The organism is Streptomyces sp. NPDC012510 (genome assembly GCF_042955065.1).
Taxonomy (GTDB): Bacteria; Actinomycetota; Actinomycetes; order Streptomycetales; family Streptomycetaceae; genus Streptomyces.
In genome coordinates, this window is record NZ_JBIBEN010000016.1 from 1 (window position 1) to 21363 (window position 21363).

Sequence of the window (21363 nt, forward strand, 5' to 3'; positions counted from 1 at the left end):
TCGGGGGACGCGTCGAGCTGGTCGAGCATGTACTCGAACGCGGCGTAGCGGGGCTTGTAGTAGCCGGCCTGCTCCGCGGTGTACACCGCGTGGAAGTCCGCTCCGAGCCGGGGCACGCTCTCGGCGAGGAAGGAGTCGTCCGCGTTGGAGAGGATCACCAGCTTGTAGTGCTCGCCCATCTTCTTCAGCGGTTCCACCACGTCCGGGTGGGGCCCCCAGCCGCGCACTCCGTCGGCGAACCGCTTGCCCGCGTCCGGGGCCGCCTTGATGCCCCACTTGCGGCAGACCCGCTCGAAGGAGTCCTGCAGCACCTGCTCGTAGGAGTAGTACTCGCCGCGGATCTGGTCGTAGCGGTAGCCGCGGAACTCCCTGACGAACTGGTCCCACTGCTCGGCGGGGATCTGGTCGCCGACGAGCTCCCGCGTGATGGGGGTGATCGGGTACTCGATCAGCGTGCCGTAGCAGTCGAACGAGACGTACTTCGGCCGGAACTGCAATGAGGGAATGGGCATGACAGAACTCCGATTTCCGGTTTGAGAGAACTGGACGAGGGGTGTGCGCCGTGGATCAGGCGGCGCCGACACCGGCAGGCGCGAGGAAGTCCACGGGATGGTCCGTGACGCCGTCGAGCGCCAGATCGGCGGCGATCTCCCCCATGGCGGGCGAGAGCTTGAAGCCGCTGCCGGAGAATCCGGCCATGACGATGATGTCGTCCTCGCCGGGGAGATGACCGACGAGCGGGTTTCCGGAGTCGGTGTAGCCCTCCATGTAGACCGACAGCCTGATGGGGTCGGGGTTCAGGTCGGGCATGAGTTCGCGGATGAGGTCGCGGAAGGTGGCGAGTTCCCCGGGGCGGACGTCGCGGTCGAGCCGCTCGGGGTCGGGCACCGGCAGATAGCGGGCGAAGGAGAGTCCGAGCTTGACGGAGATGCCGTCGGGTGACGGAAGCCCGTAGCAGTCGTGGGGTGTGCTGCGTACGAAGGCGGGGGCGCCGCCCGCGAACCAGTCGTGGCGGGTGGGGATGTGCCAGGAGCTGATCAGCCGACGGACGTCGACCGACTTCGGCAGGTCCGGCAGCAGGGTGTTGATCCAGGGGCCCACCGTCACCACCGCGGTGTCCACGTGATCGGTGCCGTGGTCGGTGACGACGTGTACCCCGCCACCGGGTGCGGGGGCGACCTCCCGCACCGGGGTGTAGCGGTGCAGCCGGGCGCCCAGTTGTTCGGCGCGGGTCGCGGCGGCCTGGATCGACGCCTCAGGTCTGATGATGGCGCCCATCCGGTCGAGCACGGCGGTGTGTCCGTCCGGGAGGCGGTGCTGCGGGTAGCGGCGGGCGAGTTCGTCCCGGTCCAGTACCTCGTGATCCAGCCCTTGGGCGGCGCTGGAGGAGAGCAGGAGCCGCATGGACGATGAGGTGCTCTCGCCCATCACGAGAGCGCCGCTGCGGCGTCGCAGCGAACAACCCGACTCCCGCTGGAGCCGGTCCCACATCCGGTCCGCGAGCCGCAGCAGCGGTATGTAGCCGGGTTCGCCGAGGTGGGCGGCTCGGAAGATACGGGTCTCGCCGCCGGCCGCGCCGCGGTCGTGACCCGGCGCGTACCGGTCGTAGCCGATGACCTCGGCTCCGCGGGCGGCTAGCCGCCACATGGCCTGGCTGCCCATGCTGCCGGCACCGATCACGGCGACGCGCTTGGGAGTGCGCATGAGTCGCTCCTTTCGCCGAGCGTGGCCTGAGGGGGTGGGTGGCAGTTGTGGCCCCAGACCGTGCGGGCCGGAGTGTTCCGGGCCCTGCTGGGGATGGCGTTCACTCTCGCCCTGACCGATCCCGCAGGTCAACGCACATTCTGTTCCGCGTTGGGAGCTTCTTGAGACGGTCTGTAACAACGGACGAACGACTCGGGGGAAGTGCCATCCGCCCTCTTGTCAGGGTGCTGGCCCGGTGCGAAGGTGACCCCCGGTCCCCCGGACGAAAGCCCTACCTATGCCACCCAGACACCCCGCAGTAGGACACTTCCCCACCATCGCGGAGGTTCTCAGCCTCCCCGTTCTCGTCGAAGGACTGCCCCGGGTGCTGGCCGGTGAGTCACGGCTCGACCGTCCGGTGCGGTGGGTGCACGTCACGGAGCTGCTCAATCCGGCGGACTTCCTGGAGGGCGGCGAGCTGGTGCTGACCACCGGCATGCCGTATCCCGAGGACGCCTCGAAACTGCGGGACTACGTCGACCAGCTCGCCGACGTCGGAGCTGCCGGCCTGATCGTGGAGCTCGGCCACCGGTACCGGAAGGTGCCCGACGAGTTGGTCTCGGCCTGTCGCGCCCGCGAGGTGCCGCTCGTCGAGCTCGCCCGTGGCGTCCGGTTCATCGACGTCACCCAGATGGTGCACGCGCTCATCCTCGACGCCCAGGGCGCGCTGCTGCGCCGGGGCAGGGACGTCCAGGACATCTTCACCGCCCTGACCCTGCGCGGGGCCTCTCCCGAGGAACTGGTGCACACCACGGCGGAGCTCACCGGAACCCCGGTGGTACTGGAGGACCTCACCCACCGGGTCCTGATGTGTGAACTGCTCGGCCGACCGTACGAGCCGGTGGTGTCGGCCTGGTCCCGTCGTTCCCGTGCCACGCCGACGCTGGAGAAGGTCGCGCCGAGCGGTCCGGAGGGGTGGCTGATCGCCCCGGTGGAGGACCACCACGGTCTGTGGGGGCGGCTGATCCTGCTGGACGGCCGACAGGCCCCGGAGCCCGACCCGGAGCACGTCCTGGTGCTGGAGCGCGCGGCGGTGGCCCTGACCATGGCACGCCTGGCCGGGCCGGCCTGGTGGGAGCGCCGCGCCCACCGCTCGGTGCTGCGGGACCTGTGCGAGCGGCGTTTCCGCTCGCCGGCGGATGCTCGGGCCCGCGCCGAGGCACTGGGACTGCCGGCCTTCGGGCACCGTCTCTTCGCCGTACTGATCCGCCACACCCGGACCGGCACACAGGAGGAGCACCTCGACGAGCGGATCGCCAAGGAACTGACGCAGACCGGAGTGCGCGCGCTGGTCGGAGAGACGGCCCCGGGCCGGATCGGCATCCTCCTCGCACTGGCGCAGGCCAGTGCCTGGCAACCGGTCGCCGAGCGGATCGGCCGTCTCGCACGGGAGGAACTCGGCCCCGACTCCGTCGTCGCCATCGGCCCCGGCGTGACCGACCTGTCCGGGATCGCCCGGTCATGGCAGGAGGCCGAGCAGACCGCCGAGGCCATCACGCCCGTCTCCTCGGACCGCTGGTTCCACGTACCCGCCGATGTCGAGCTGCCGGAACTCCTGGGTGTGCTGCGGGACGACAGCCGGCTCCAGCGGTTCGCGGAGCGGCAGCTCAACCGGCTCGTCGAGCACGACGACCGCAACGGTGGCGACCTGCTGCCCACGCTGCGCGCCTACCTCACGGCGGCCGGCAACAAGTCGGACGCGGCGAAACGCAGCGGCATGTCCCGGCAGGCGTTCTACCAGCGCCTCCACACCATCGAACGACTCCTGGGCTGTGACCTGGAGTCGGGGCTGCGGCGCACGTCCCTGCACGTCGCGGTGCTCGTCCTGGACTCCCGGGGGGCAGCGTCAGCCCAAGGGTGAGGTCCGGGCGCGCCATGCCCGTGCGAGGGTGAGGTCCGGGCGCGCCATGCCCGTGCGGCTCGTCAGTCACCGCGCAACGCCTTGTCAGTCGCCGCGCAACGCCTCGTGGATCTCGCTCAGCGAGCCGGTCAGCCGTACGTAGTCGTCACGGGTAAGCGGAGCCACGAAGTACCTTTCGACGACCCGCGCGTGGACGGCCGCGGCCTGCACGAACACCGCACGACCGCCCTCGGTCGCCTCCACCAGGACGCTTCTGCGGTCCCCGGGTGACGGCACCCGCCGGACCAGAGCGGCTCCCTCCATGCGATCGATCAGCCGGGTGATGCCGCCACTGGTGAGCGTGAGGTCGTCGGCGAGCCGGCGCTGCGAGACCCGCTCGTCCGGCTTCCGGCAGAGCCGGATGAGGACCTCGAACATGGTGTGGCTGATCGCGCACTCCCGTCGCAGGTCGGCGTCGATCCGCTGCTCCAGACGGGTGGCCGCCTTGAGCAGCAGTCCGAAGTCACGAACGAGTCCACTGTTGGCGGCGCGGGTGACCTCGTCCCCCCGCCGACTCGCGGCATCCACCTGCTGGCTCCTCTCCGCCACCGGCCCCGCCGGTGCCTCCCCCGAGTTTACTGCCCCTTCACCTACCGACCCCTCATATACCGAGCACTCAATTACTGATCAATCAATTGCTGAGCAGTCAGCAAAGTCGTATCGTGGGCGCACCGCACCAGAGGGAGTCGGACGAAAGGGAGATCGATGGACCTCAAGCACTGGCTCAGCCGGGCCGACGACGCGATACAGGAGTGGGCCGACACCTTCGGCCCCTACGAGCGGCACCCGTCACTCCTCATCGAGGACGAACGCTTCGCCGCCGCCTTCGAGGAGTTCACCGGACGGCTGAGAGACAACTACCCCTTCTTCCACCCGCGTTACGCGGGCCAGATGCTCAAGCCCCCGCATCCGGCCGCCGTGGTCGGCCACCTCACCACCATGCTGATCAACCCCAACAACCACGCCCTGGACGGCGGCCCCGCCACCGCCGCGATGGAACGCGAGGCGGTCGCGCGGCTCGCCGCGATGTTCGGCTACGACACCCACCTCGGGCACCTCACCACCAGCGGCACCATCGCCAACCTGGAAGCCCTGTTCGTCGCCCGGGAGATCCACCCCGGCCGCGGCATCGCCTACAGCGCCGACGCCCACTACACCCACGGCCGCATGTGCCATCTGCTCGGCATGAAGGGCCACCCGGTCCCCACCGACGACCTCGGCCGTATCCGCGTCGACGCGCTGGAGGACGTCCTTCGGACCGGAGAGGTCGGCACGGTCGTCCTCACCGCCGGAACGACCGGTCTCGGGGCCATCGACCCGATCCACACCGCCGTCGCCCTGCGGGACCGCTACGGTGTCCGGTTCCACGTCGACGCCGCGTACGGCGGGTTCTTCGCCCTGCTCGCGGGCCTCGACGGTCCCGAGGGACTGGCGCCCGAGCCGTGGCGTGCCATCGCCGAGTGCGACTCGGTCGTCGTCGACCCGCACAAGCACGGCCTCCAGCCCTACGGGTGCGGCGCCGTCATCTTCCGCGACCCCGAGGTGGGCCGGTTCTACCTGCACGACTCGCCCTACACCTACTTCACCTCCACCGAGCTCCACCTCGGCGAGATCAGCCTGGAGTGCTCCCGTGCCGGCGCCTCGGCCGCCGCCCTGTGGCTCACCTTCCGGCTCATCCCGCCCACGCCCGACGGTCTCGGACGTGTCCTCGCGGCAGGCCGCCGGGCCGCGCTGCGGTGGGCGGACCTGATCGGCGCGTCCACAGCCCTCGAGCTCTACCAACAGCCCGAGCTGGACATCGTCAGCTACTTCCCCGTCACACAGCCCGCGACCCTGACCGCCGTCGACACGGCGTCGGCACGCGTCCTGGCCGACGGCATGGCCGGTGCCGACCCGGTGTTCCTGAGCACCCTCAGGGCCGACCGCGAGGCGTTCGCGGCCCGCCACCGGGAGATCACCGCGGACGCCGACGGCGCACGCGTCCTCCGCAGCGTCCTGATGAAGCCGGAGTCCGAGCACCATGTGGAGCGCCTCCACGACAAGGTCGAACGCCTCACCAAGGCACTCTGACCGTCCGTGTGTCACGACCGGCCGGAAGGCGTCGGGCTGTGGCCGTCCGACCTCGCCGCCCTCACGTCGGATGCCATGGTGATGCCATGGGGATCGCAGGATGTCGCCGGCCGTGTCCGGGTCGTACGCTGTCCGCGGTGTCTCCCGAAGGAGGCCGGGAGCGAGCCGGATCCTCCTGTCGTCAACACCTGGAAGGGCGTACGACATGAAGGTCCATCACCTCAACTGCGGGACCATGCTCCCGCGCACCGCCCCGCTGGTCTGCCATGTGCTGCTCGTCGAGACGCCGGGCGGGCTGGTCCTGGTGGACTCCGGCTACGGCCTGGACGACATCGCCGATCCCGGACGCCGGTTGGGTCCTGCCCGTCACCTGATCAGGCCCGTTCTCCGGGCGGAGGAGACGGCCGTCCGTCAGGTCGAGGCACTCGGCTTCCACCGCGACGACGTCCGCCACATCGTCGTCACGCACTTCGACCCGGACCACATCGGCGGGTTGTCCGACTTCCCCGGCGCCCAGGTCCACACCACCGCGGCCGAGGCCCTCGGGTCGGTCGTCTCCCCGTCCTGGCGGGAGCGGATCCGCTACCGGCCGGCCCAGTGGGCCCACGGCCCGAAGCTCGTCGAGCACACGCCGGACGGCGAGGCGTGGCGCGGATTCGCCGCCGCCAAGGAACTCGACACCGTCGCCCCGGGGATCGTCCTGATCTCACTGCCGGGACACACACGGGGCCATGCCTGCGTCGCCGTGCACACCGGAACCCGCTGGATCCTGCACGCCGGGGATTCCTTCTACCACCGCGGCACGCTCGACGGACACTCCCCCGTACCGCGCGTCCTTCGCACGATGGAGTCCCTGGTGGCGTACGACGGGAGGAAGGTACGCGCCAACCACGCACGCCTCGCCGAGCTGCACCGGCGGGACGAGGACGATCTCACCCTCGTCAACGCCCATGATCCGTCCCTGTACGAACGGGCCCGCGCCGGCGCATGACGGACGGGCCCTCGGTACGGCTGGACCGCGCCGCCTACCCCGGCACGGCCGTCGCCCGGTCGTCCGTGGCGGTGCGCCTCGGCGTGGTGAGCACGGCGAGGCAACCGACGACCAGGGCGATGCCCGCCCAGCCGAGCAGGGCCAGGCGTTCACCGACGACCCAGACGGCTTCATGGGGCGGGCCCGTCACAGCGCCGCCAGGAGCAGCGGGGTCATGAGCGCGATGGGCGGAAGGAGCATGGCCGCCAGGTGGGTCAGCAACGTCCGGGGCATGGCCAGCACGGCGAACAGCAGCAGCCCACCCAGGAGCCAGCAGCCGAAGACGGGCACGGCGAAGTGCCAGTCAGCGGTCTCCTCCTCGCGGGTCATGGCCTCCGAGAAGGGCGGCATGCCGATCGCCTTCAGGAAGAGCAGGAGGCTCAGCAGCACATCGCTCACGCCGACGACGACCGCCACCCGCCGGTCCGCCCGGCGGGTCAGTCTCCAGATGTCCATGACGACACTCATGGCGCGAGCCTAATGCGGGCCCCTCCGGGCCCTTGAGTCCCTTGAACCCCTTGAACCCCTTGAACCCTTGAGCCTCTTCGGGTCCCAGGCGCGTTGGTTCCACGGGGTCCCAGGCGCGTTGGTTCCACGGAGATCCGCGTACGGCGCTACCGGGATGCCAGCACAACGAACTCGATGCCGTCGGGGTCGGCCAGCACGATCGGGCCGTCCTCGTCCCGGCCGGCGTCGGCGCGCGTCGCCCCGAGGGAGAGCAGACGGTCGACCTCCGCCTGCGGATCAGTGTCGGCGGGGACGACGAGGTCGAAACGCACCCGCTCCCTGTCCGCCTTCGGCAGCACCGGGGGTCCGCCCCAGGTGATCTTCGTGCCGCCGTGCGGCGACTGGATCGCGGTCTCCTCGTCCTGGTCCCAGACCAGCGGCCACCCCAGCGCCCGGCTCCAGAAGTACCCCACGGCCTGCGAACCGTCGCAGGCCAGCGCTCCGACGAAACCACAGCCGGCGAGGAACTCGTTGCCCGGTCCGAGGACGCAGAACTCGTTGCCGTCGGGGTCGGCGAGCACCACATGCCCCTCCTCGGGGCGTTGGCCGATGTCGATGTGGCGTGCGCCCAGTTCCAGCGCCCTTGCCACCGTCTGCCGCTGGTCCTCCGGGGAGGCGCTGGTCAGATCGAAGTGCATCCGGTTGGGGACGGTCTTCGGTCCCCGGGCCGGTACGAAACGGATACGGAAGCCGATGTCGTCAGCAGGCGGCAGTGAGACGCCGTGGCGTGGATCGTCGTCCGTCTCCCGGCCCAGGACGCCGGACCAGAACCGGGCGAGAGCCGACGGCTCACTCGCGTCGAAGCAGATCGCGAACAGTTGAGAAGTCATTTCCCCGCCCATCTCCGGTGCGCCGGCCCACCGCTGCGACACGGCACCTCGACCGCTGCCGACACGGCACCCGGCCTCTCGCCCGGAGCGTAGAGGCGGGCCGGCACACCCGCATCCGAATTTCCCCGGCCGTCAGGTCACCGGGTCGAGGAAGGTGAGCACGGAGGCGTCCTCCTCGATCAGTGGGGCGAGGGCGGTGTTGAAGGGGCCGCCGTAGGGAGCCTTGAGGTGGGCCTGGAAGGCGTCCTCGTCCCGGTAGACCTCGAAGATCCAGAACGCGCGGGGGTGGGCGGACTTGGTGTAGACGTCGAAGGTCAGGTTGCCTTCCTCCTCGCGCACTTTCCGGGCGTACTCCAGGATCAGGCGGGCGACCTCGTCCTGCGCACCCTCGCGGGCGGTGAACTCGGCGAGCAGGGTCTTGTGCACGGTGTGGTGTCCTTCGCGGTGGGGCGTGCGATGAGTCTTGATCGGGAGCAGTCGTGGAGAGGGGCGGGATCAGTCGAGGCGACGGGCGGGCTCAGTCGTGGCGATGAGCGGGATCAGTCGTGGGCGGAGTCGAGGTGCCAGACGGTGGCCCGGTCGAGCTTCACCGAGCCGTTCTCGGCGAAGACCCGCACCCCCTGGCTGGCGGGGTCGGGGAAGATCTGGTCGGTGATCACCGCCTCGCCGCTGCCGCCGAAGACCTCGACGGAGGACCAGTCGACGAGGATCCGCAGCTTGACCTTGCCGTTCTCGGCCTTCAGCGGGGCGGTCTGGACGCCGGGGAAGGTGCTGTTGAAGTCCACGGCGCCGGAGCGGGTGCGGTCGACGTAGAGCTCCTGGGTCGTGGTGTCGTAACCGATCACGGTCTCCTCACCGTCGGCGCCGGTGCGCACCTTCAGGCCGAAGCGGTCGGCGTCCTTGAGGGAGAAGGTCGCCTCGATGTCGAGTGCCTTGCCGTCCGCCGCGTTGCCGATCAGGGGCTTCGAGGTGTCCCTGACCGTGACACCGGTCGCTGTGGCGGGCCGCTTCCGCCGCAGGGACTTCAAGCTGTCCACCGGCTCGCTGGTCAGCCGGACACGGCCGTCGATCGTCCGCAGCGCCATCTCCCGGGGGGCGCTCTGCGCGCCGCGCCAGGGGGAGGTGGGGACTGCGCCGCTGTAGTCCCAGTTGCTCATCCAGCCGATCATGTAGCGCTTGCCGCCCGGGGCGTTCTCCCAGGACACCGCCGCGTAGTAGTCCTTGCCGTAGTCGGCCCAGTCGGCGCGCTGCACGACGGACTTGGCGGGTGCGTCCGCGGCGGTGAACCGGTCGGCCAGGATGTGGCCCCAGCCGGCGGTGTTCATGTCGGCGATCTGGATCCGCGCCTTCTTCCCGGCGTAGGGGCGCAGGTCGAAGGAGGCCCAGTCGAGGGTCTCGCTGTTGGCGCCGGTGGCGCTGCGGACGATCTGGCCGTCGACGATCAGGTTGACGGAGGTCTCCTGGGAGACGGGCCGGGCCACGCTGTCGGAGAGCATGATGTGGTCGACGTTGAGGTGGCCCCAGCCGCCGGTGTTGTCATCGACGATCCTCATCCGCGCCTTCTTGCCGGCGAGGTCACCGACGTCCCAGGCAGCCCAGTTGAGCGCCTCGGCGTCCTTGCCGGTGGCGCTGCGCACCACCCGGCCGTCGACGAGGAGTTCGAGGGCGGTGGGGTGGTCGGAGCCGACGGGGTGGTTGCCCCCGCCGATGAGGAAGTTGATGTGCTTCCTGTCGATGGTGAACTCGGGCGAGGTGAGGGTGCCGGTGGTCGAGTCGCCGTTCAGGTAGGTGTTGACCAGGCCACCGCCCAGGAATCCGGAGACCTCCTGCTGGTTGGGGAGGGTCCCGTGGGCCGGTGCCGTGCCGAAGGCGTCTCCGGTCGTCGTCCAGTCGCCGTAGTCGCCGCCCTCGAAGTCGGCGAGGACCGTGCCGGCGGGCGGGGGCCCCTGCTCCATGACGGTTCCGGGCTGGTGCGGGTGGCGGCCGCCGCCGACCTTGAAGTTCAGGTAGGGGCTGTCGACGGTGAATGCGGGGGAGGTGAGGGTGCCCGTGGTGCCGTCGCCCGAGTGGAAGCTGTTGGCGAGCCCCGCACCGTCGAAGCCGGTGACGGTCCCCTGCCCGGCCAGCGCTCCGGCCGCGGGTGCGTCGCCGAAGGCGGTGCCGGTGGTGGTCCACGTGCCGAAGTCGGTGCCCTCGAAGTCCTGCACGACCGTGCCGGCGGGCGGGGTGTAGGTGCCCTTGTCCTCGGCGGTGAACTTCTCGCCGTCGAAGTCGCCGATGAAGTACTGGGCGGCCGAGCCGCCCGCGATACCACCGGGGTTGATGTTGACGACGAGAACCCACTTGATGTTGTCCTCGTCCCCGTCGACCGCGAGGGGGAACAGGTCGGGGCACTCCCACACGCCGCCCGTGGCGCCGGCCGGACCGAACTCGCTCAGCTGCGTCCAGTCCTTGAGGTTCTTCGACGAGTAGAACCGCACCTTGTGCTCGGTGGACAGCGACACCGTCATCAGCCAACTCCTGGTGGGGGCGTACCACTGGACCTTGGGATCGCGGAACTCCCTGGAGCCGATGTCGATCACGGGATTGCCCTGGTACTTGGTCCACGTGCGGCCGCGGTCGGTGCTGTAGGCGAGGGACTGGGCCTGGACGCCCGTGTCCTTGTAAGCGCTGGTGTAGATCGCCACCATGGGCGGGTTCTTCTTCGTGCCGAAACCGGTGGTGTTGTTCCAGTCGACGACCGCGCTGCCGGAGAACACCATCTCCTCGTCGTCGTGCGACAGGGCGAGCGGCAGTTCCTCCCAGTGCACGAGATCCTTGCTCACCGCGTGCCCCCAGGACATGTCGCCCCAGGAGTTGCCGTTCGGGTTGTACTGGTAGAAGAGGTGGTACTCGCCCTTGTAGTGGACGAGGCCGTTGGGGTCGTTCATCCAGTTCTTCTGCGGCGTGTAGTGGAACTGGGGTCGGTAGGTCTCGCTGTACGGCGGGGTGTCGGCGGCGACGGCCCGGGGGGTCAGAGGTGTCGCGGCGAGGGCGCAGACGGTCGCCGCCGCCGCGATCACCCGGGTGCGGGCATGCCGGGATACGCGTCCAGAGCTCATGGTCACTCCTGTGCCGCCGTCGGATCCGCGCGGCGAGCCTGCCGCCCTGCGCGATCCGGCCGAAAAGGGACTCCCGGCCGACGCCGTCGTCCACGGCGGTCGGCAAGGAGTGTCAACGTTGACTTGTGTCATCGATGACATCGAGTGGCCCGATGATGCGGTCAATGTGGCCGAGGCGTCAACAGTCCGGTTGCGGCTCCTCCTTGACCGGCCGGCGCCGCGTCATGCGCGGTCGACCGCGGCGAGCTGCTCCAACTGGCTCTGCCAGGGCGGGTTGGGACCGGCGACCGAGCAGGTCAGAGCCGCCACCCGGACGGCGAACCGGCACGCCTCCGCGACGTCGTCGAGGCGGAGTCGGGTGAGCCGGCCGCCGAGGAGCCCCTGGGCGGCGAGGTGGTGCAGCAGCCCGGCGGTGAAGGAGTCCCCCGCCCCGACCGTGTCGACGACGGCCGCCCGCACGGCGGGCACCTCGACCCGTTCGCCGTCGAGGGAGGCGAGGGCCCCCTGGGCACCGCGGGTGATCACGACGAGCCGCGCCCCGGCCGCGTGCCAGATGTCGCACGCCTCCTCGAGCGGCACACCCGGCAGCAGCAGCTCCAGATCGTCCTCGCTCAGCCGGAGGATGTCGGCGAGGGCGCACCAGCGCGCCAGGCGGGACCGGTAGACGTCGGGGTGCACCAGCAGGGGCCGGACGTTGGGGTCGATGCTGACGGTCGCACGCCGTCCCGCCTCCACGAGGAAGCCCTCGATCGCGGCCGCGCCGGGTTCCCGGACCAGCGCCAGGGACCCGGTGTGCACACAGGCCGCCTCGGACAGGTCCGTACGGGCCAGCTCCTCTGCCGTCCACTGCCAGTCGGCCGTGCTCTGGGCGTGGAAGGAGAACGCCGCCTGCCCCTGGGCGTCCAGCTCGGCCACCGCCAGGGTGCTGGGCTCCGCCGCCGCGACGGCGTACGACAGGTCGACACCCGACGCCTCCAGGTGGGCGCGGAACAGACGGCCGAACACATCGCCGGACAGGCGCGCGAGGAAGCGGGCCGGGGTGCCGAGGCGGGCCAGGGCCACGGCCGTGTTCGCGGGTCCGCCGCCGGGCAGGACGCGCAGGGCGAGTTCGCTCGCGGTGGCGGCGGGTTCGGTGAACGCGTCCGCGACGCACTCCCCCAGGACGGTGATCTGACGCGGGCTCATGGGCTGCTCTTCTCTCACGGACGAACGGGCGACGGCGGACGCGTCGTGGCGCAGTTGCCGGACGGCCACGGACGAGCGGGGGCCGTCGGCGTTGCCGATTTGTGACAAGTGCAGGGCATTGACGTTTCCGGGAGACGGAGTCCATCATCCTCGCCAGGCAGTGTCAACGATGACATAAGTCAACGATGACACCCCCGGGGCGGCACGCGCTGCATCCGATCCCGTGCCGCTCGCTATCCCACAGGAGTCGATCATGTCTCGCACCACTCGCCTGTCCTCTCCCCTCCTCAGAGCCGCCGCCGTCGCGGGCGTCGCGGCCCTCACCCTGACGGCCTGCGGATCCGGCTCCGGATCGACCTCCACCGGCTCCGGTTCGGGCGAGGTCAAGGTCGGTCTGATCACCAAGACCGACACCAACCCGTTCTTCGTGAAGATGAAGGAGGGCGCGGAGAAGGCCGCCAAGGACAACGGCGCCGAACTGCTCACCGCCGCGGGCAAGTTCGACGGCGACAACGCCGGTCAGGTCACGGCCATCGAGAACATGGTCGCCTCGGGGGTCAAGGGCATCCTGATCACCCCGAGCGACTCCAAGGCCATCGTGCCCGCGATCGAGAAGGCGAAGGCCAAGGGCGTGCTGGTCATCGCCCTGGACACGCCGACCGAGCCGGAGAGCGCCGTCGACGCCCTCTTCGCCACGGACAACCTCAAGGCGGGCGAGCTGATCGGCCAGTACGCCAAGGCCGCCATGAAGGGCAAGAGCGCGAAGATAGCCACCCTCGACCTCGCGCCGGGCGTCTCCGTCGGCGTCCAGCGGCACAACGGCTTCCTCAAGGGCTTCGGCGTCGAGGAGGGCGACCCCTCCGTCGTCTGCTCCCAGGACACCGCCGGCGACCAGGCCAAGGGCCAGACGGCGATGGAGAACTGTCTCCAGAAGGAGCCGGACATCAACGTCGTCTACACGATCAACGAGCCGGCCGCGCTGGGCGCGTACACCGCGCTCAAGGCCAAGGGACGGGAGAAGGACGTACTGATCGTCTCCGTGGACGGCGGCTGCACCGGGACCCAGGCGGTCAAGGACGGCAAGATCGCCGCGACCTCGCAGCAGTACCCGTTGAAGATGGCCGCCCAGGGCGTCCAGGCCGTCGTGACGTTCGCCAAGGACGGCAAGAAGGCGTCCGGTTACACCGACACGGGCGTCACTCTCATCACGGACAAGGCGCAGGACGGGGTCGCGTCCAAGGACACCGCCTACGGCCTGGAGAACTGCTGGGGCTGATCAGCCCCGGGAGCCCGTACGGTCCGCCCCCGAGCGGCATCGCGCGGCTCCGCCTTCCCCAGCGGGGCGGCCGCCCCCCCTCCTCCCCGACCGGTGGACGGCCGCCCGCTCGTCCTCCCGCCCTCGACCGGGGCGGGCACGACCTCTGTCTTCCGACAAGGACTTCGCATGACAGCCACGACCACGCCACCGTCCACGTCCAAGCCGTACGCCGGGCTCACCGCACCGAGCACGGCCCGCAGACTGCTCACGGCACCGACCACTGGCCCGCTGGTCGCCCTCCTCCTGGCCTGCGCCTTCTTCTCGCTCTCGACCGACCAGTTCCTCACCGGCGGCAACTTCTCGCTGATCGTGCAGCAGGTCATGGTCGTCGGCACACTCGCCATCGGACAGACCCTGATCATCCTGACGGCGGGCATCGACCTGTCGTGCGGCGCGGTGATGGCGTTCGGCAGCATCATGATCGCCAAGATGGCGGCCGAGGGCTCGCTGCCCCCGCTCGCCGCCATCGCCCTGGGCCTGGTCGTCTGCGGTGGCTTCGGGCTGCTCAACGGGCTGTTGGTGCAGAAGATCCCGCTGCCCCCGTTCATCGTCACCCTCGGCATGCTCAACGTGGCGTTCGCGCTGACCCACATCTACTCCGAGGAGCAGACGGTCACCAACCTGCCGGGCCCGCTCACGGCCCTCGGGCAGACCTTCCCGCTCGGCGGCACCGACATCACCTACGGCTCCCTGGTCACCATCGCGCTGTTCCTCCTCCTCGCCTACGCGTTGAGCAGCACCGGCTGGGGCCGGCACGTCTACGCGCTGGGCAACAGCCAGGAGGCGGCACGGCTGAACGGCATCCGCACCTCCCGGCTGACCGTCGGCGTCTACACCGTGGCCGGCGTCCTCTACGGCATCGCCGCCCTGCTGCTCATCTCCCGCACCGGGGTGGGCGACCCGCAGGCGGGACAGACCGACAACCTCGACAGCATCACCGCCGTGGTCCTCGGCGGCACCAGCCTCTTCGGCGGACGCGGATCGGTGCTGGGCACCTTCATCGGCGTGCTCATCGTCGGTGTGTTCCGCAACGGCCTGCAGCTCATGGGTGTCGCCTCCATCTACCAGACCCTGATCACGGGTGTCCTGGTGATCCTCGCGGTGACCGTCGACCAGCTCTCCCGGAAGAAGGCCCGATGACCGCCACCTCCTCCCCCACGCCCGTGCTGCAGGCCCGTGGTCTGGTCAAGCGTTACGGCCATGTCACCGCCATCGACGGCGCCGACTTCGACCTGCTGCCCGGTGAGGTCCTCGCGGTCATCGGCGACAACGGGGCCGGCAAGACGAGCCTGATCAAGGCTCTCACCGGAGCGGTCACCCCGGACGCGGGCGAGATCCGCCTCAACGGCGAACCGATCACCTTCTCCGGTCCGCAGAGTGCCCGTGCCCACGGCATCGAGACGGTCTATCAGGACCTCGCCGTGGCCGCGTCCATGGACATCGCCTCGAACATGTTCCTGGGACGCGAGCTCCGCCGCCCCGGTGTCCTCGGCAGTGTCTTCCGCATGCTCGACAAGAAGCGCATGCGGGAGGAGGCCGCCGAGCACATGGCCGACCTGAAGATCGGTCTGCGTTCGCTGACCCAGTCGGTCGAGACGCTCTCCGGCGGACAGCGCCAAGCCGTCGCGGTCGCCCGGTCGGTGGCCTGGGCCCGCAGCGTCGTCGTCATGGACGAGCCGACCGCCGCCCTCGGCGTCAAGGAGTCCGGCCAGGTCCTGGACCTCATCCGCCGCGTCCGGGACAAGGGCCTGCCGGTCGTCCTGATCAGCCACAACATGCCGCACGTCTTCGAGATCGCCGACCGGATCCACGTCCACCGGCTGGGCCGTCGCGCGGCCGTGATCAAGCCCTCCGACTACTCCATGGCCGAGGTCGTCGCCATCATGACCGGCGCACTCACCGTAGACGAGGCCGGAGATACTGTCGTAGCGGATTCCGCGGCGGTCAAGGCCGCGGGCGTCCAAGCCGATTGACGGACAACCGAGCACGCGCAGGTTCCGGCCCGGCCTCGGCCGGGACCTGTGTGTGACGAGCACAGGAGACCGTTTCCTCCATGGCAGCGAACCGCCGCCCCACCCTGGCCGACGTCGCCCGAGAAGTGGGTGTCAGCGCCAAGACCGTCTCCCGCGTCCTCAACGAGGACGGACCCGCCTCGGCACGGACCAGGGAACAGGTGCTCGCGGCGGTGGCCAGGTTGGGCTTCCAGCCGAACCTCATGGCCCGCAACATCCGTGTCGGCGGACCCGACACCACCGTCGGACTGGTCATCCCCGACCTCGGCAACCCCTTCTTCGGGGCCGTGGCCAGCAGTATCGAGGACACCGTCCGCGACCGTGGTCTGACGCTGCTCATGGGGTCCTCCGCCGATGACCCCGACCGTGAACGCGGGCTGACGGACAAGTTCCTGGCCCGTCGCATCAGCATCCTCATGGTGGTGCCGTCCGTCGGCGCCGACCACTCCCACCTCAAGTCCCAGCGCGCGGCCGGTCTGCCCGTCGTCTTCCTCGACCGTCCGGGGGCCGGCCTCGCCACGGACAGTGTCGTCAGCACCAACCGTGCGGGCGCCCACGACGGCGTGGCCCATCTGATCGCGCACGGCCACCGGCGCATCGGGTTCATCGGTGACCTGCCCACCAAGCTCTACACCCGCCGGGAGCGTCTGGCCGGCTACCGGTCCGCCCTCCAGGAGGCCGGTCTCCCCGCCGACCGCTCCCTGGTCACCAACGCCCACGACCAGCACGGTGCTTCCGCCGCCACCGCCCGGCTACTGGAGCTGCCCGATCCGCCCACCGCACTGTTCGCCGGCAACAACATCGTCGCGCTGGGCATAGTCACCGAACTCGCCCGCAGCGACCGCAAGGACGTCGCCGTGGTCGCCTTCGACGACGTGGCCCTGGCCGAGGCCCTCGAACCGGCCCTGACGGTCGTCGCGCAGGACCCCGAGGAGATCGGCCGGGCGGCGGCGACCACCGCCCTGGCGCGCCTGGACGGCGACCGCTCCCGCGCCCGCGCCGTCACCGTCCCCACCCGTCTGATCGTCAGGGGGTCGGGGGAACGGCCTGCTCCACTGCTCCAGGGGGCGTGAGCCCTGCGGCGTCGCGGTGGCGTCGGCATGCGCCCGGCGTGGGCGCGGCGCCTCAGGTTTCGAGACGGCGGCGGTCCTCCTCGTCCCACTTGCGGGTGTCGCGCGGTTCGACGTACGGCTCCTCGTCCGGGGGATGTCCGCCCGCGACGGCCCTCTGACGGGCCAGCTCCGCGTCGAACTCCAGGCCGAGAAGGATCGCCAGGTTGGTGATCCACAGCCACACCAGAAAGATGATCACGCCGGCGAGCGTGCCGTAGGTCTTGTTGTACGAGCCGAAGTTCGCCACGTAGAACGCGAAGCCGGCCGAGGCGACCATCCAGATCAGCAGGGCGAGCAGGCTGCCCGGGGTGATCCAGCGGAAGCCACGGACCTTCGCGTTCGGTGTGGCCCAGTACAGCACCGCGATCATGATGGTGACCAGGAGCACCAGCACCGGCCACTTCGCGTACGACCACACGGTGAGCGCCGTGTCTCCGACGCCCAGCGCGCTGCCCACCTCCTGGGCGAGGCCGCCGGTGAACACCACGATCAGCGCGCTGATCACGGCCATGACCATCAGCACGACCGTCACTCCGACCCGGACCGGGAGCACCTTCCACACCGGGCGGCCCTCGGGGACGTCGTACACGGCGTTCGCGCTCCTGATGAACGCGGCGACGTAGCCGGAGGCCGACCACACCGCGAGCACCAGACCCACGATCGCCATGACGGAACCGAGCCCGGCCTTGCCCTGCATCTGCTCGACCGCGTTGGTGAGGACGTCTCGCGCGGCGCCGGGGGCGAGCCGCTGGATGTTGTCCAGCACCTCCTGGGTGGCGGACCGGCCGACGACCCCCAGCAGGGAGATGAGCGCCAGCAGGGCCGGGAACAGCGCCAGGATCCCGTAATAGGTCAGCGCCGCCGCCCGGTCGGTCAGCTCGTCCTTCTTGAACTCCTTGAGGGTGCCCTTCAGAACCGTCCCCCAGGAGCGCCTCGGCAGCTCCGTCGGGCTGTCCGGCGCCCGCCGCTCCACTTCTTCGTCCGGCCCGGCGTGCGGCGCCCGCGCGTCCTCGACCTCGCGGTCGGCGACGCCGTGCGCGCTGTGCGCGTCGCGTGCGTCACGTGCGTCACGTGCGTCACGTGCGTCACGTGCATCACGTGCATCACGTGCATCACGTGCGACGTGCGTGCCGCGCCTGCCATGCCGTTTCAACGTCCGCATCATGCGGGCCGGGTATCCGACCGAGCACTACTTATACGTACATTCACGACATTCGGGCAGGCAATCACTCGACGGCGTACCCGTCGAGGGACTTCATGAACCCGTCGAAGTCGTCGCGGTGGATGGTGTGGCCCGCGCCGGCGACCGTGCGGACTTCGAAGCCGGCCGCGCGGAGCCGGTCCACGTCGTCCGCGCCGATCAAAAAACTGGGGTCGGCGAGCTGGACGAGGGAGGGCACGACGGGCCGGGCGGGAACGAACCCGGTGAGCGGGCGGCCGTCGAGGAAGCGCGCGGTGTCGACGTCCCAGGCGGCCAGTGTGGCCACCTCGACGTCGACGTCCTCGGCGTCCCAGCGCGGGTTGAACGCGCTGATCTGATCGCGGGTGGTGTGCTTGAAGGAGGCGAAGACATCGGGGCCGATCTCCCGACCGGGGTCGGCCGAGGACCAGGCCGGGTCCGAGTAGACCGCCCGCCGGGGCCGCAGCCGCTCCACGGCGAGGGACAGGACGAGTCCGCCCAGGGAGTGCCCGATGGCGAGATCGGCCCCCTGGGGCAGCGAGTCGACGAGGTCGTCGGCGAAGAACTGCGGGCTGTACTCGCCACGGGGCGAGAGCCCGTGTCCCCGCAGGTCCACGGCGATCACCCGGTAACCGCGTTCGGCGAGGGCCGGGCCGACCCTGCGCCAGGTGCGGGAGTCGGACATGATGCCGTGCACGAGCAGGGCCGTCCGTTCACCTGCGCCCCATTCACGGGTGTTGAGTCGCACATCACGCCTTTCGTCGGTTGGACGCCGTGGCACGTACCGCGCCCGGCCTCGGCCGAGCGTATGCACCGACCACGACCGAGCGCCTGCATATAGCGCCTGCATATAGCGCCTGCACATATACGGCGGTGGCGTCAGGGCGCTTACGACGGTGGCGTCGGGGCGCGTACGACAGTGGCCAGGGCGGCGTCAGGGGGCGAGGGCGGTGCGCAGGGTGCCGGCCATCAGTTCTATGGCTTCCTTGCCGGCCGGCACCGGGCCGGTGTGCGTGAAGTAGTGGTCGACTCCCTCGAAGACCCGGTGGGTGACCGGGACTCCAGCGGCGTCCAGGGCCTTGGCGTAGGCGTCGCCCTCGTCGCGCAGACGGTCGTTCTCGGCGGTGATGACCAGGGCTGGGGGCAGCCCGGCGAGGTCGTCGGCGAGCCCGGGTGAGACCAGGGGGTCGGAGAGGTCGGCCGGGTTCGGGACGTAGGCGGAGGTGAAGATCCGCATGAGCTGAGGGCTGAGCAGCGGCTTGGCGATGCGCGCATGCTTGGTCGACGGGTCCGCGACCTGGTCCAGCGGTGCGGAGTCGATGATCTGGAGCTTCGGGGTGAAGGTGCCCCGGTCGCGGGCCAGGCGGCAGACTCCGGCGGTCAGGTTGGCTCCCGCGCTGTGTCCGCCCACGGCGACGCGCGAGCCGTCCCAGTCGTGGGCGGCGCCGTTCTGGACGACCCACTCGGTGACGTCGTACGCCTGCGTGATCGGGGCGGGGAAGGGCCGCCGGGGGGCGACGGCGTAGTCCACGTTGATCACGACGCAGCCGGCTGTGGCGGCTATGTAGCGGCAGATGTGGTCGTCCTGCTCGGGGCGGGCCACGACGAAGCCGCCGCCGTGGAAGTTGACGTACACGGGAGCGGGGGTGTCGGTGCCGGCCGGGGGGCGGTAGACGGTGCAGGACACCGGTCCGGCGCCGGTCTCCACCCGGAGGGACTCCGTCCGCTTCGGCAGGTCGGTGAAACGCAGCTCCTTGTGGACCCGGGTCATGACGCCACTGAGCAGCAGTTGAACGCCCCTGGCCTGGATTCTGGCACTGAACGACATGATCGACCCCGCCCATCGCTACAACGTTGAATTAACAGGATTCCTGATGATGGACGGTAATCCTGATTTGCGCAACGATGAGCGTCTGAAGGACGGGCGGGGTCAGCTATGGGCGGGTCTGGCTCTGGGCGGGGTCAACTCTCGGCGGGGGTGAGGACCACGAAGTCCGCCTTGGACGGGTCGAGGCACACGGCGAGGCGGCCGACCCCCTCCGCGTCCTCCGGTCCCATCTGCACGTCGCCGCCGTTGCCGGTGACGGCGGCGACCGCCGCGTCGCAGTCGGTGACGGCGAAGACCGGGTGCCAGTAGGGCCGCCCGTTCGTCAGGGCGAGGTCCTCCTCGCGGAGTTGCATGAGACCGCCCTGCATCCGTTCCTCGGGGAGTCCGGCGGGCGTGATGAGGGTGTACGTGCCCGCGTCGCCCGGCAGTCGCATCTCGCCGAACTGCCAGCCGAACACCTCTCCGTAGAACTCCTTGGCCGCCGCGACGTCGGTCGTGTACAGCTCGGTCCACGACAGCGAGCCCGGCTCGTCCGCCCGCTCGAAGCCCTGGTCCTTCCCGGGCTGCCAGACGGCGAACTGGCCGCCCAGCGGGTCGTTGTACTGCGCCATCCGGCCCCAGTCGCCGAGGTCCCTCGGAGCCACCCGCACGGTGCCGCCCACGCGCTCCACGGTCTGCGTCGTGGCGTCCGCGTCGTCGACGGTGTAGTAGATCATCCAGGCCGAACGCGCACCTTCCTCGGTGAGCTTGCCGAGCCCGCCGACGGCCTTGCCGTCCTTCCGGAAGGCTCCGCCCTCCATGTCCTCCCCCTCGCCCCCGCCCTCGTCGCTCATGGGCTCGTACTCCCAGCCGAGCACCGCGCGGTAGAAGGCGGCCGCGGCCGGTACGTCGGGGGCACCGAGGTCGAGCCAGCAGGGGGAGCCGGGAGTGAGGTCAGTGGTGATCACGGGATTCCCCTTCGCACTAGCGGATCCAGTGATCTCAGCCTGACACCCACCCGCGACGCTCGCGCGTCGACCGCGATGGGGGTGCCGGAGCGCAGGGTGAAGGACGGGGTCGGGCCGGTCCGGGGGAGACCGGGGGCGGCGGGACCAGCGGAACCCCCGGGGGGCGGCGGCACGGGCAGGGCAATGTCGGAGCTTGGCAAGGTGTTGCCGGGCGGGCAGAGCGTCACACGGCTATGGCATCGCGGGGTGCCACACGGGTCGGCACCGAGCGGAGCAGTACGCGTTCGTGGATCGGGCCGGGCGCAAGCCGGCGGTGCGCCACGGCGTCAGCCGCGTCCCAGGCCCGCACCCGCGAATGAACCCGACTCAGGCGCCCGGTGACCGCCACCGGTTCGAGCGCCCACACCGCAGACGCGTCCCAGGCCCGCGCACTCACGGATCAGCCCGTCGCCGGACGGAGTGGGCGCGATGGAAGGCCGTCCGGCCCTGGCCGGCGGCTTCCCACGCCGACCCGTCGTGATCGCCGGGGTGCGCCGGTCACCGGCGGGACCGGACGGCCCGCGTTCCCGTCACCGCTTCGGTGGGGTCGGGCGCCGGCCG

Annotated in this window: 20 protein-coding genes; 7 read left to right on the forward strand and 13 right to left on the reverse strand. The window is 70.3% G+C overall.

Going from position 1 to position 21363, the window contains the following annotated elements; genetic code table 11:
* Together ACFY9I_RS27335 and solA are read right to left on the reverse strand one after the other, a co-directional pair.
* The coding region (locus ACFY9I_RS27335) for an HAD family hydrolase (RefSeq protein ID WP_391006119.1) at positions 1-512 on the reverse strand (512 nt) is incomplete at its 3' end.
* Between the two features lie 55 nt (positions 513-567).
* On the reverse strand, positions 568-1704 hold the full coding sequence (gene solA / locus ACFY9I_RS27340; RefSeq protein WP_391006122.1) for an N-methyl-L-tryptophan oxidase: 1137 nt from the start codon (positions 1702-1704) through the stop codon (positions 568-570).
* 277 nt (positions 1705-1981) lie between these two features.
* On the opposite strand from solA, the gene ACFY9I_RS27345 reads away from it, so the two are divergent.
* The gene (locus ACFY9I_RS27345) at positions 1982-3604 is read left to right on the forward strand and encodes a PucR family transcriptional regulator ligand-binding domain-containing protein (RefSeq protein ID WP_391006125.1); all 1623 of its coding nucleotides are present in this window, start codon (positions 1982-1984) and stop codon (positions 3602-3604) included.
* Between the two features lie 84 nt (positions 3605-3688).
* On the opposite strand, the gene ACFY9I_RS27350 is transcribed toward ACFY9I_RS27345, so the two are convergent.
* Positions 3689-4171 carry a MarR family transcriptional regulator gene (locus tag ACFY9I_RS27350; protein ID WP_391006128.1) on the reverse strand — a complete coding sequence of 161 codons (483 nt, stop codon included), beginning with the start codon at positions 4169-4171 and terminating at the stop codon, positions 3689-3691.
* Between the two features lie 177 nt (positions 4172-4348).
* Between ACFY9I_RS27350 and ACFY9I_RS27355 the strand changes: the two genes are divergently transcribed.
* Both ACFY9I_RS27355 and ACFY9I_RS27360 read left to right on the forward strand, forming a co-directional pair.
* Complete coding sequence (locus tag ACFY9I_RS27355) at positions 4349-5713, forward strand: aminotransferase class V-fold PLP-dependent enzyme (RefSeq protein WP_391006131.1); 1365 nt, start codon at positions 4349-4351, stop codon at positions 5711-5713.
* Positions 5714-5918: 205 nt separating this feature from the next.
* A complete protein-coding gene (locus ACFY9I_RS27360; RefSeq protein ID WP_391006134.1) occupies positions 5919-6704 on the forward strand; it encodes an MBL fold metallo-hydrolase in 786 nt (261 codons plus the stop codon).
* Positions 6705-6738: 34 nt separating this feature from the next.
* On the opposite strand, the gene ACFY9I_RS27365 is transcribed toward ACFY9I_RS27360, so the two are convergent.
* The 6 genes from ACFY9I_RS27365 to ACFY9I_RS27390 form a co-directional block, all read right to left on the reverse strand.
* The gene (locus ACFY9I_RS27365) at positions 6739-6894 is read right to left on the reverse strand and encodes a hypothetical protein (RefSeq protein ID WP_391006137.1); all 156 of its coding nucleotides are present in this window, start codon (positions 6892-6894) and stop codon (positions 6739-6741) included.
* Positions 6891-7211: a hypothetical protein gene (locus ACFY9I_RS27370; RefSeq protein ID WP_391006140.1), complete on the reverse strand. Its 321-nt coding sequence runs from the start codon at positions 7209-7211 to the stop codon at positions 6891-6893. Before ACFY9I_RS27370 ends, ACFY9I_RS27365 begins: the two co-directional genes overlap by 4 nt.
* Before the next feature lie 146 nt (positions 7212-7357).
* Positions 7358-8080 (reverse strand): VOC family protein, encoded by a 723-nt coding sequence (locus tag ACFY9I_RS27375; RefSeq protein WP_391006141.1) that lies wholly within the window; start codon positions 8078-8080, stop codon positions 7358-7360.
* A gap of 132 nt (positions 8081-8212) precedes the next feature.
* Positions 8213-8506: an antibiotic biosynthesis monooxygenase gene (locus ACFY9I_RS27380; protein WP_391006143.1), complete on the reverse strand. Its 294-nt coding sequence runs from the start codon at positions 8504-8506 to the stop codon at positions 8213-8215.
* 113 nt (positions 8507-8619) lie between these two features.
* On the reverse strand, positions 8620-11181 hold the full coding sequence (locus ACFY9I_RS27385) for a GH32 C-terminal domain-containing protein (protein WP_391006146.1): 2562 nt from the start codon (positions 11179-11181) through the stop codon (positions 8620-8622).
* Positions 11182-11403: 222 nt separating this feature from the next.
* A complete protein-coding gene (locus tag ACFY9I_RS27390) occupies positions 11404-12366 on the reverse strand; it encodes a PfkB family carbohydrate kinase (protein WP_391006149.1) in 963 nt (320 codons plus the stop codon).
* Positions 12367-12619: 253 nt separating this feature from the next.
* Between ACFY9I_RS27390 and ACFY9I_RS27395 the strand changes: the two genes are divergently transcribed.
* From ACFY9I_RS27395 to ACFY9I_RS27410, 4 genes are all read left to right on the forward strand, one after another.
* A complete protein-coding gene (locus ACFY9I_RS27395; RefSeq protein ID WP_391006152.1) occupies positions 12620-13642 on the forward strand; it encodes a substrate-binding domain-containing protein in 1023 nt (340 codons plus the stop codon).
* Between the two features lie 168 nt (positions 13643-13810).
* Positions 13811-14824 carry an ABC transporter permease gene (locus ACFY9I_RS27400; RefSeq protein WP_391006155.1) on the forward strand — a complete coding sequence of 338 codons (1014 nt, stop codon included), beginning with the start codon at positions 13811-13813 and terminating at the stop codon, positions 14822-14824.
* Positions 14821-15657 (forward strand): ATP-binding cassette domain-containing protein, encoded by an 837-nt coding sequence (locus ACFY9I_RS27405; RefSeq protein ID WP_391006156.1) that lies wholly within the window; start codon positions 14821-14823, stop codon positions 15655-15657. The genes ACFY9I_RS27400 and ACFY9I_RS27405 overlap by 4 nt, the downstream gene beginning before the upstream one ends.
* A gap of 80 nt (positions 15658-15737) precedes the next feature.
* Positions 15738-16769 carry a substrate-binding domain-containing protein gene (locus ACFY9I_RS27410; protein WP_391006159.1) on the forward strand — a complete coding sequence of 344 codons (1032 nt, stop codon included), beginning with the start codon at positions 15738-15740 and terminating at the stop codon, positions 16767-16769.
* Positions 16770-16821: 52 nt separating this feature from the next.
* Here the strand turns inward: ACFY9I_RS27410 and ACFY9I_RS27415 are convergent, their stop codons facing one another.
* The 4 genes from ACFY9I_RS27415 to ACFY9I_RS27430 all read right to left on the reverse strand — a co-directional run bounded on the left by ACFY9I_RS27415 (position 16822) and on the right by ACFY9I_RS27430 (position 20763).
* Positions 16822-17973: a YhjD/YihY/BrkB family envelope integrity protein gene (locus tag ACFY9I_RS27415; protein ID WP_391006162.1), complete on the reverse strand. Its 1152-nt coding sequence runs from the start codon at positions 17971-17973 to the stop codon at positions 16822-16824.
* 61 nt (positions 17974-18034) lie between these two features.
* On the reverse strand, positions 18035-18736 hold the full coding sequence (locus ACFY9I_RS27420; RefSeq protein ID WP_391006165.1) for an alpha/beta fold hydrolase: 702 nt from the start codon (positions 18734-18736) through the stop codon (positions 18035-18037).
* Between the two features lie 186 nt (positions 18737-18922).
* Positions 18923-19816: an alpha/beta hydrolase fold domain-containing protein gene (locus ACFY9I_RS27425; protein ID WP_391006167.1), complete on the reverse strand. Its 894-nt coding sequence runs from the start codon at positions 19814-19816 to the stop codon at positions 18923-18925.
* A 134-nt stretch (positions 19817-19950) separates the two neighbouring features.
* A complete protein-coding gene (locus tag ACFY9I_RS27430) occupies positions 19951-20763 on the reverse strand; it encodes a VOC family protein (protein ID WP_391006170.1) in 813 nt (270 codons plus the stop codon).
* Positions 20764-21363: the final 600 nt, after the last annotated feature.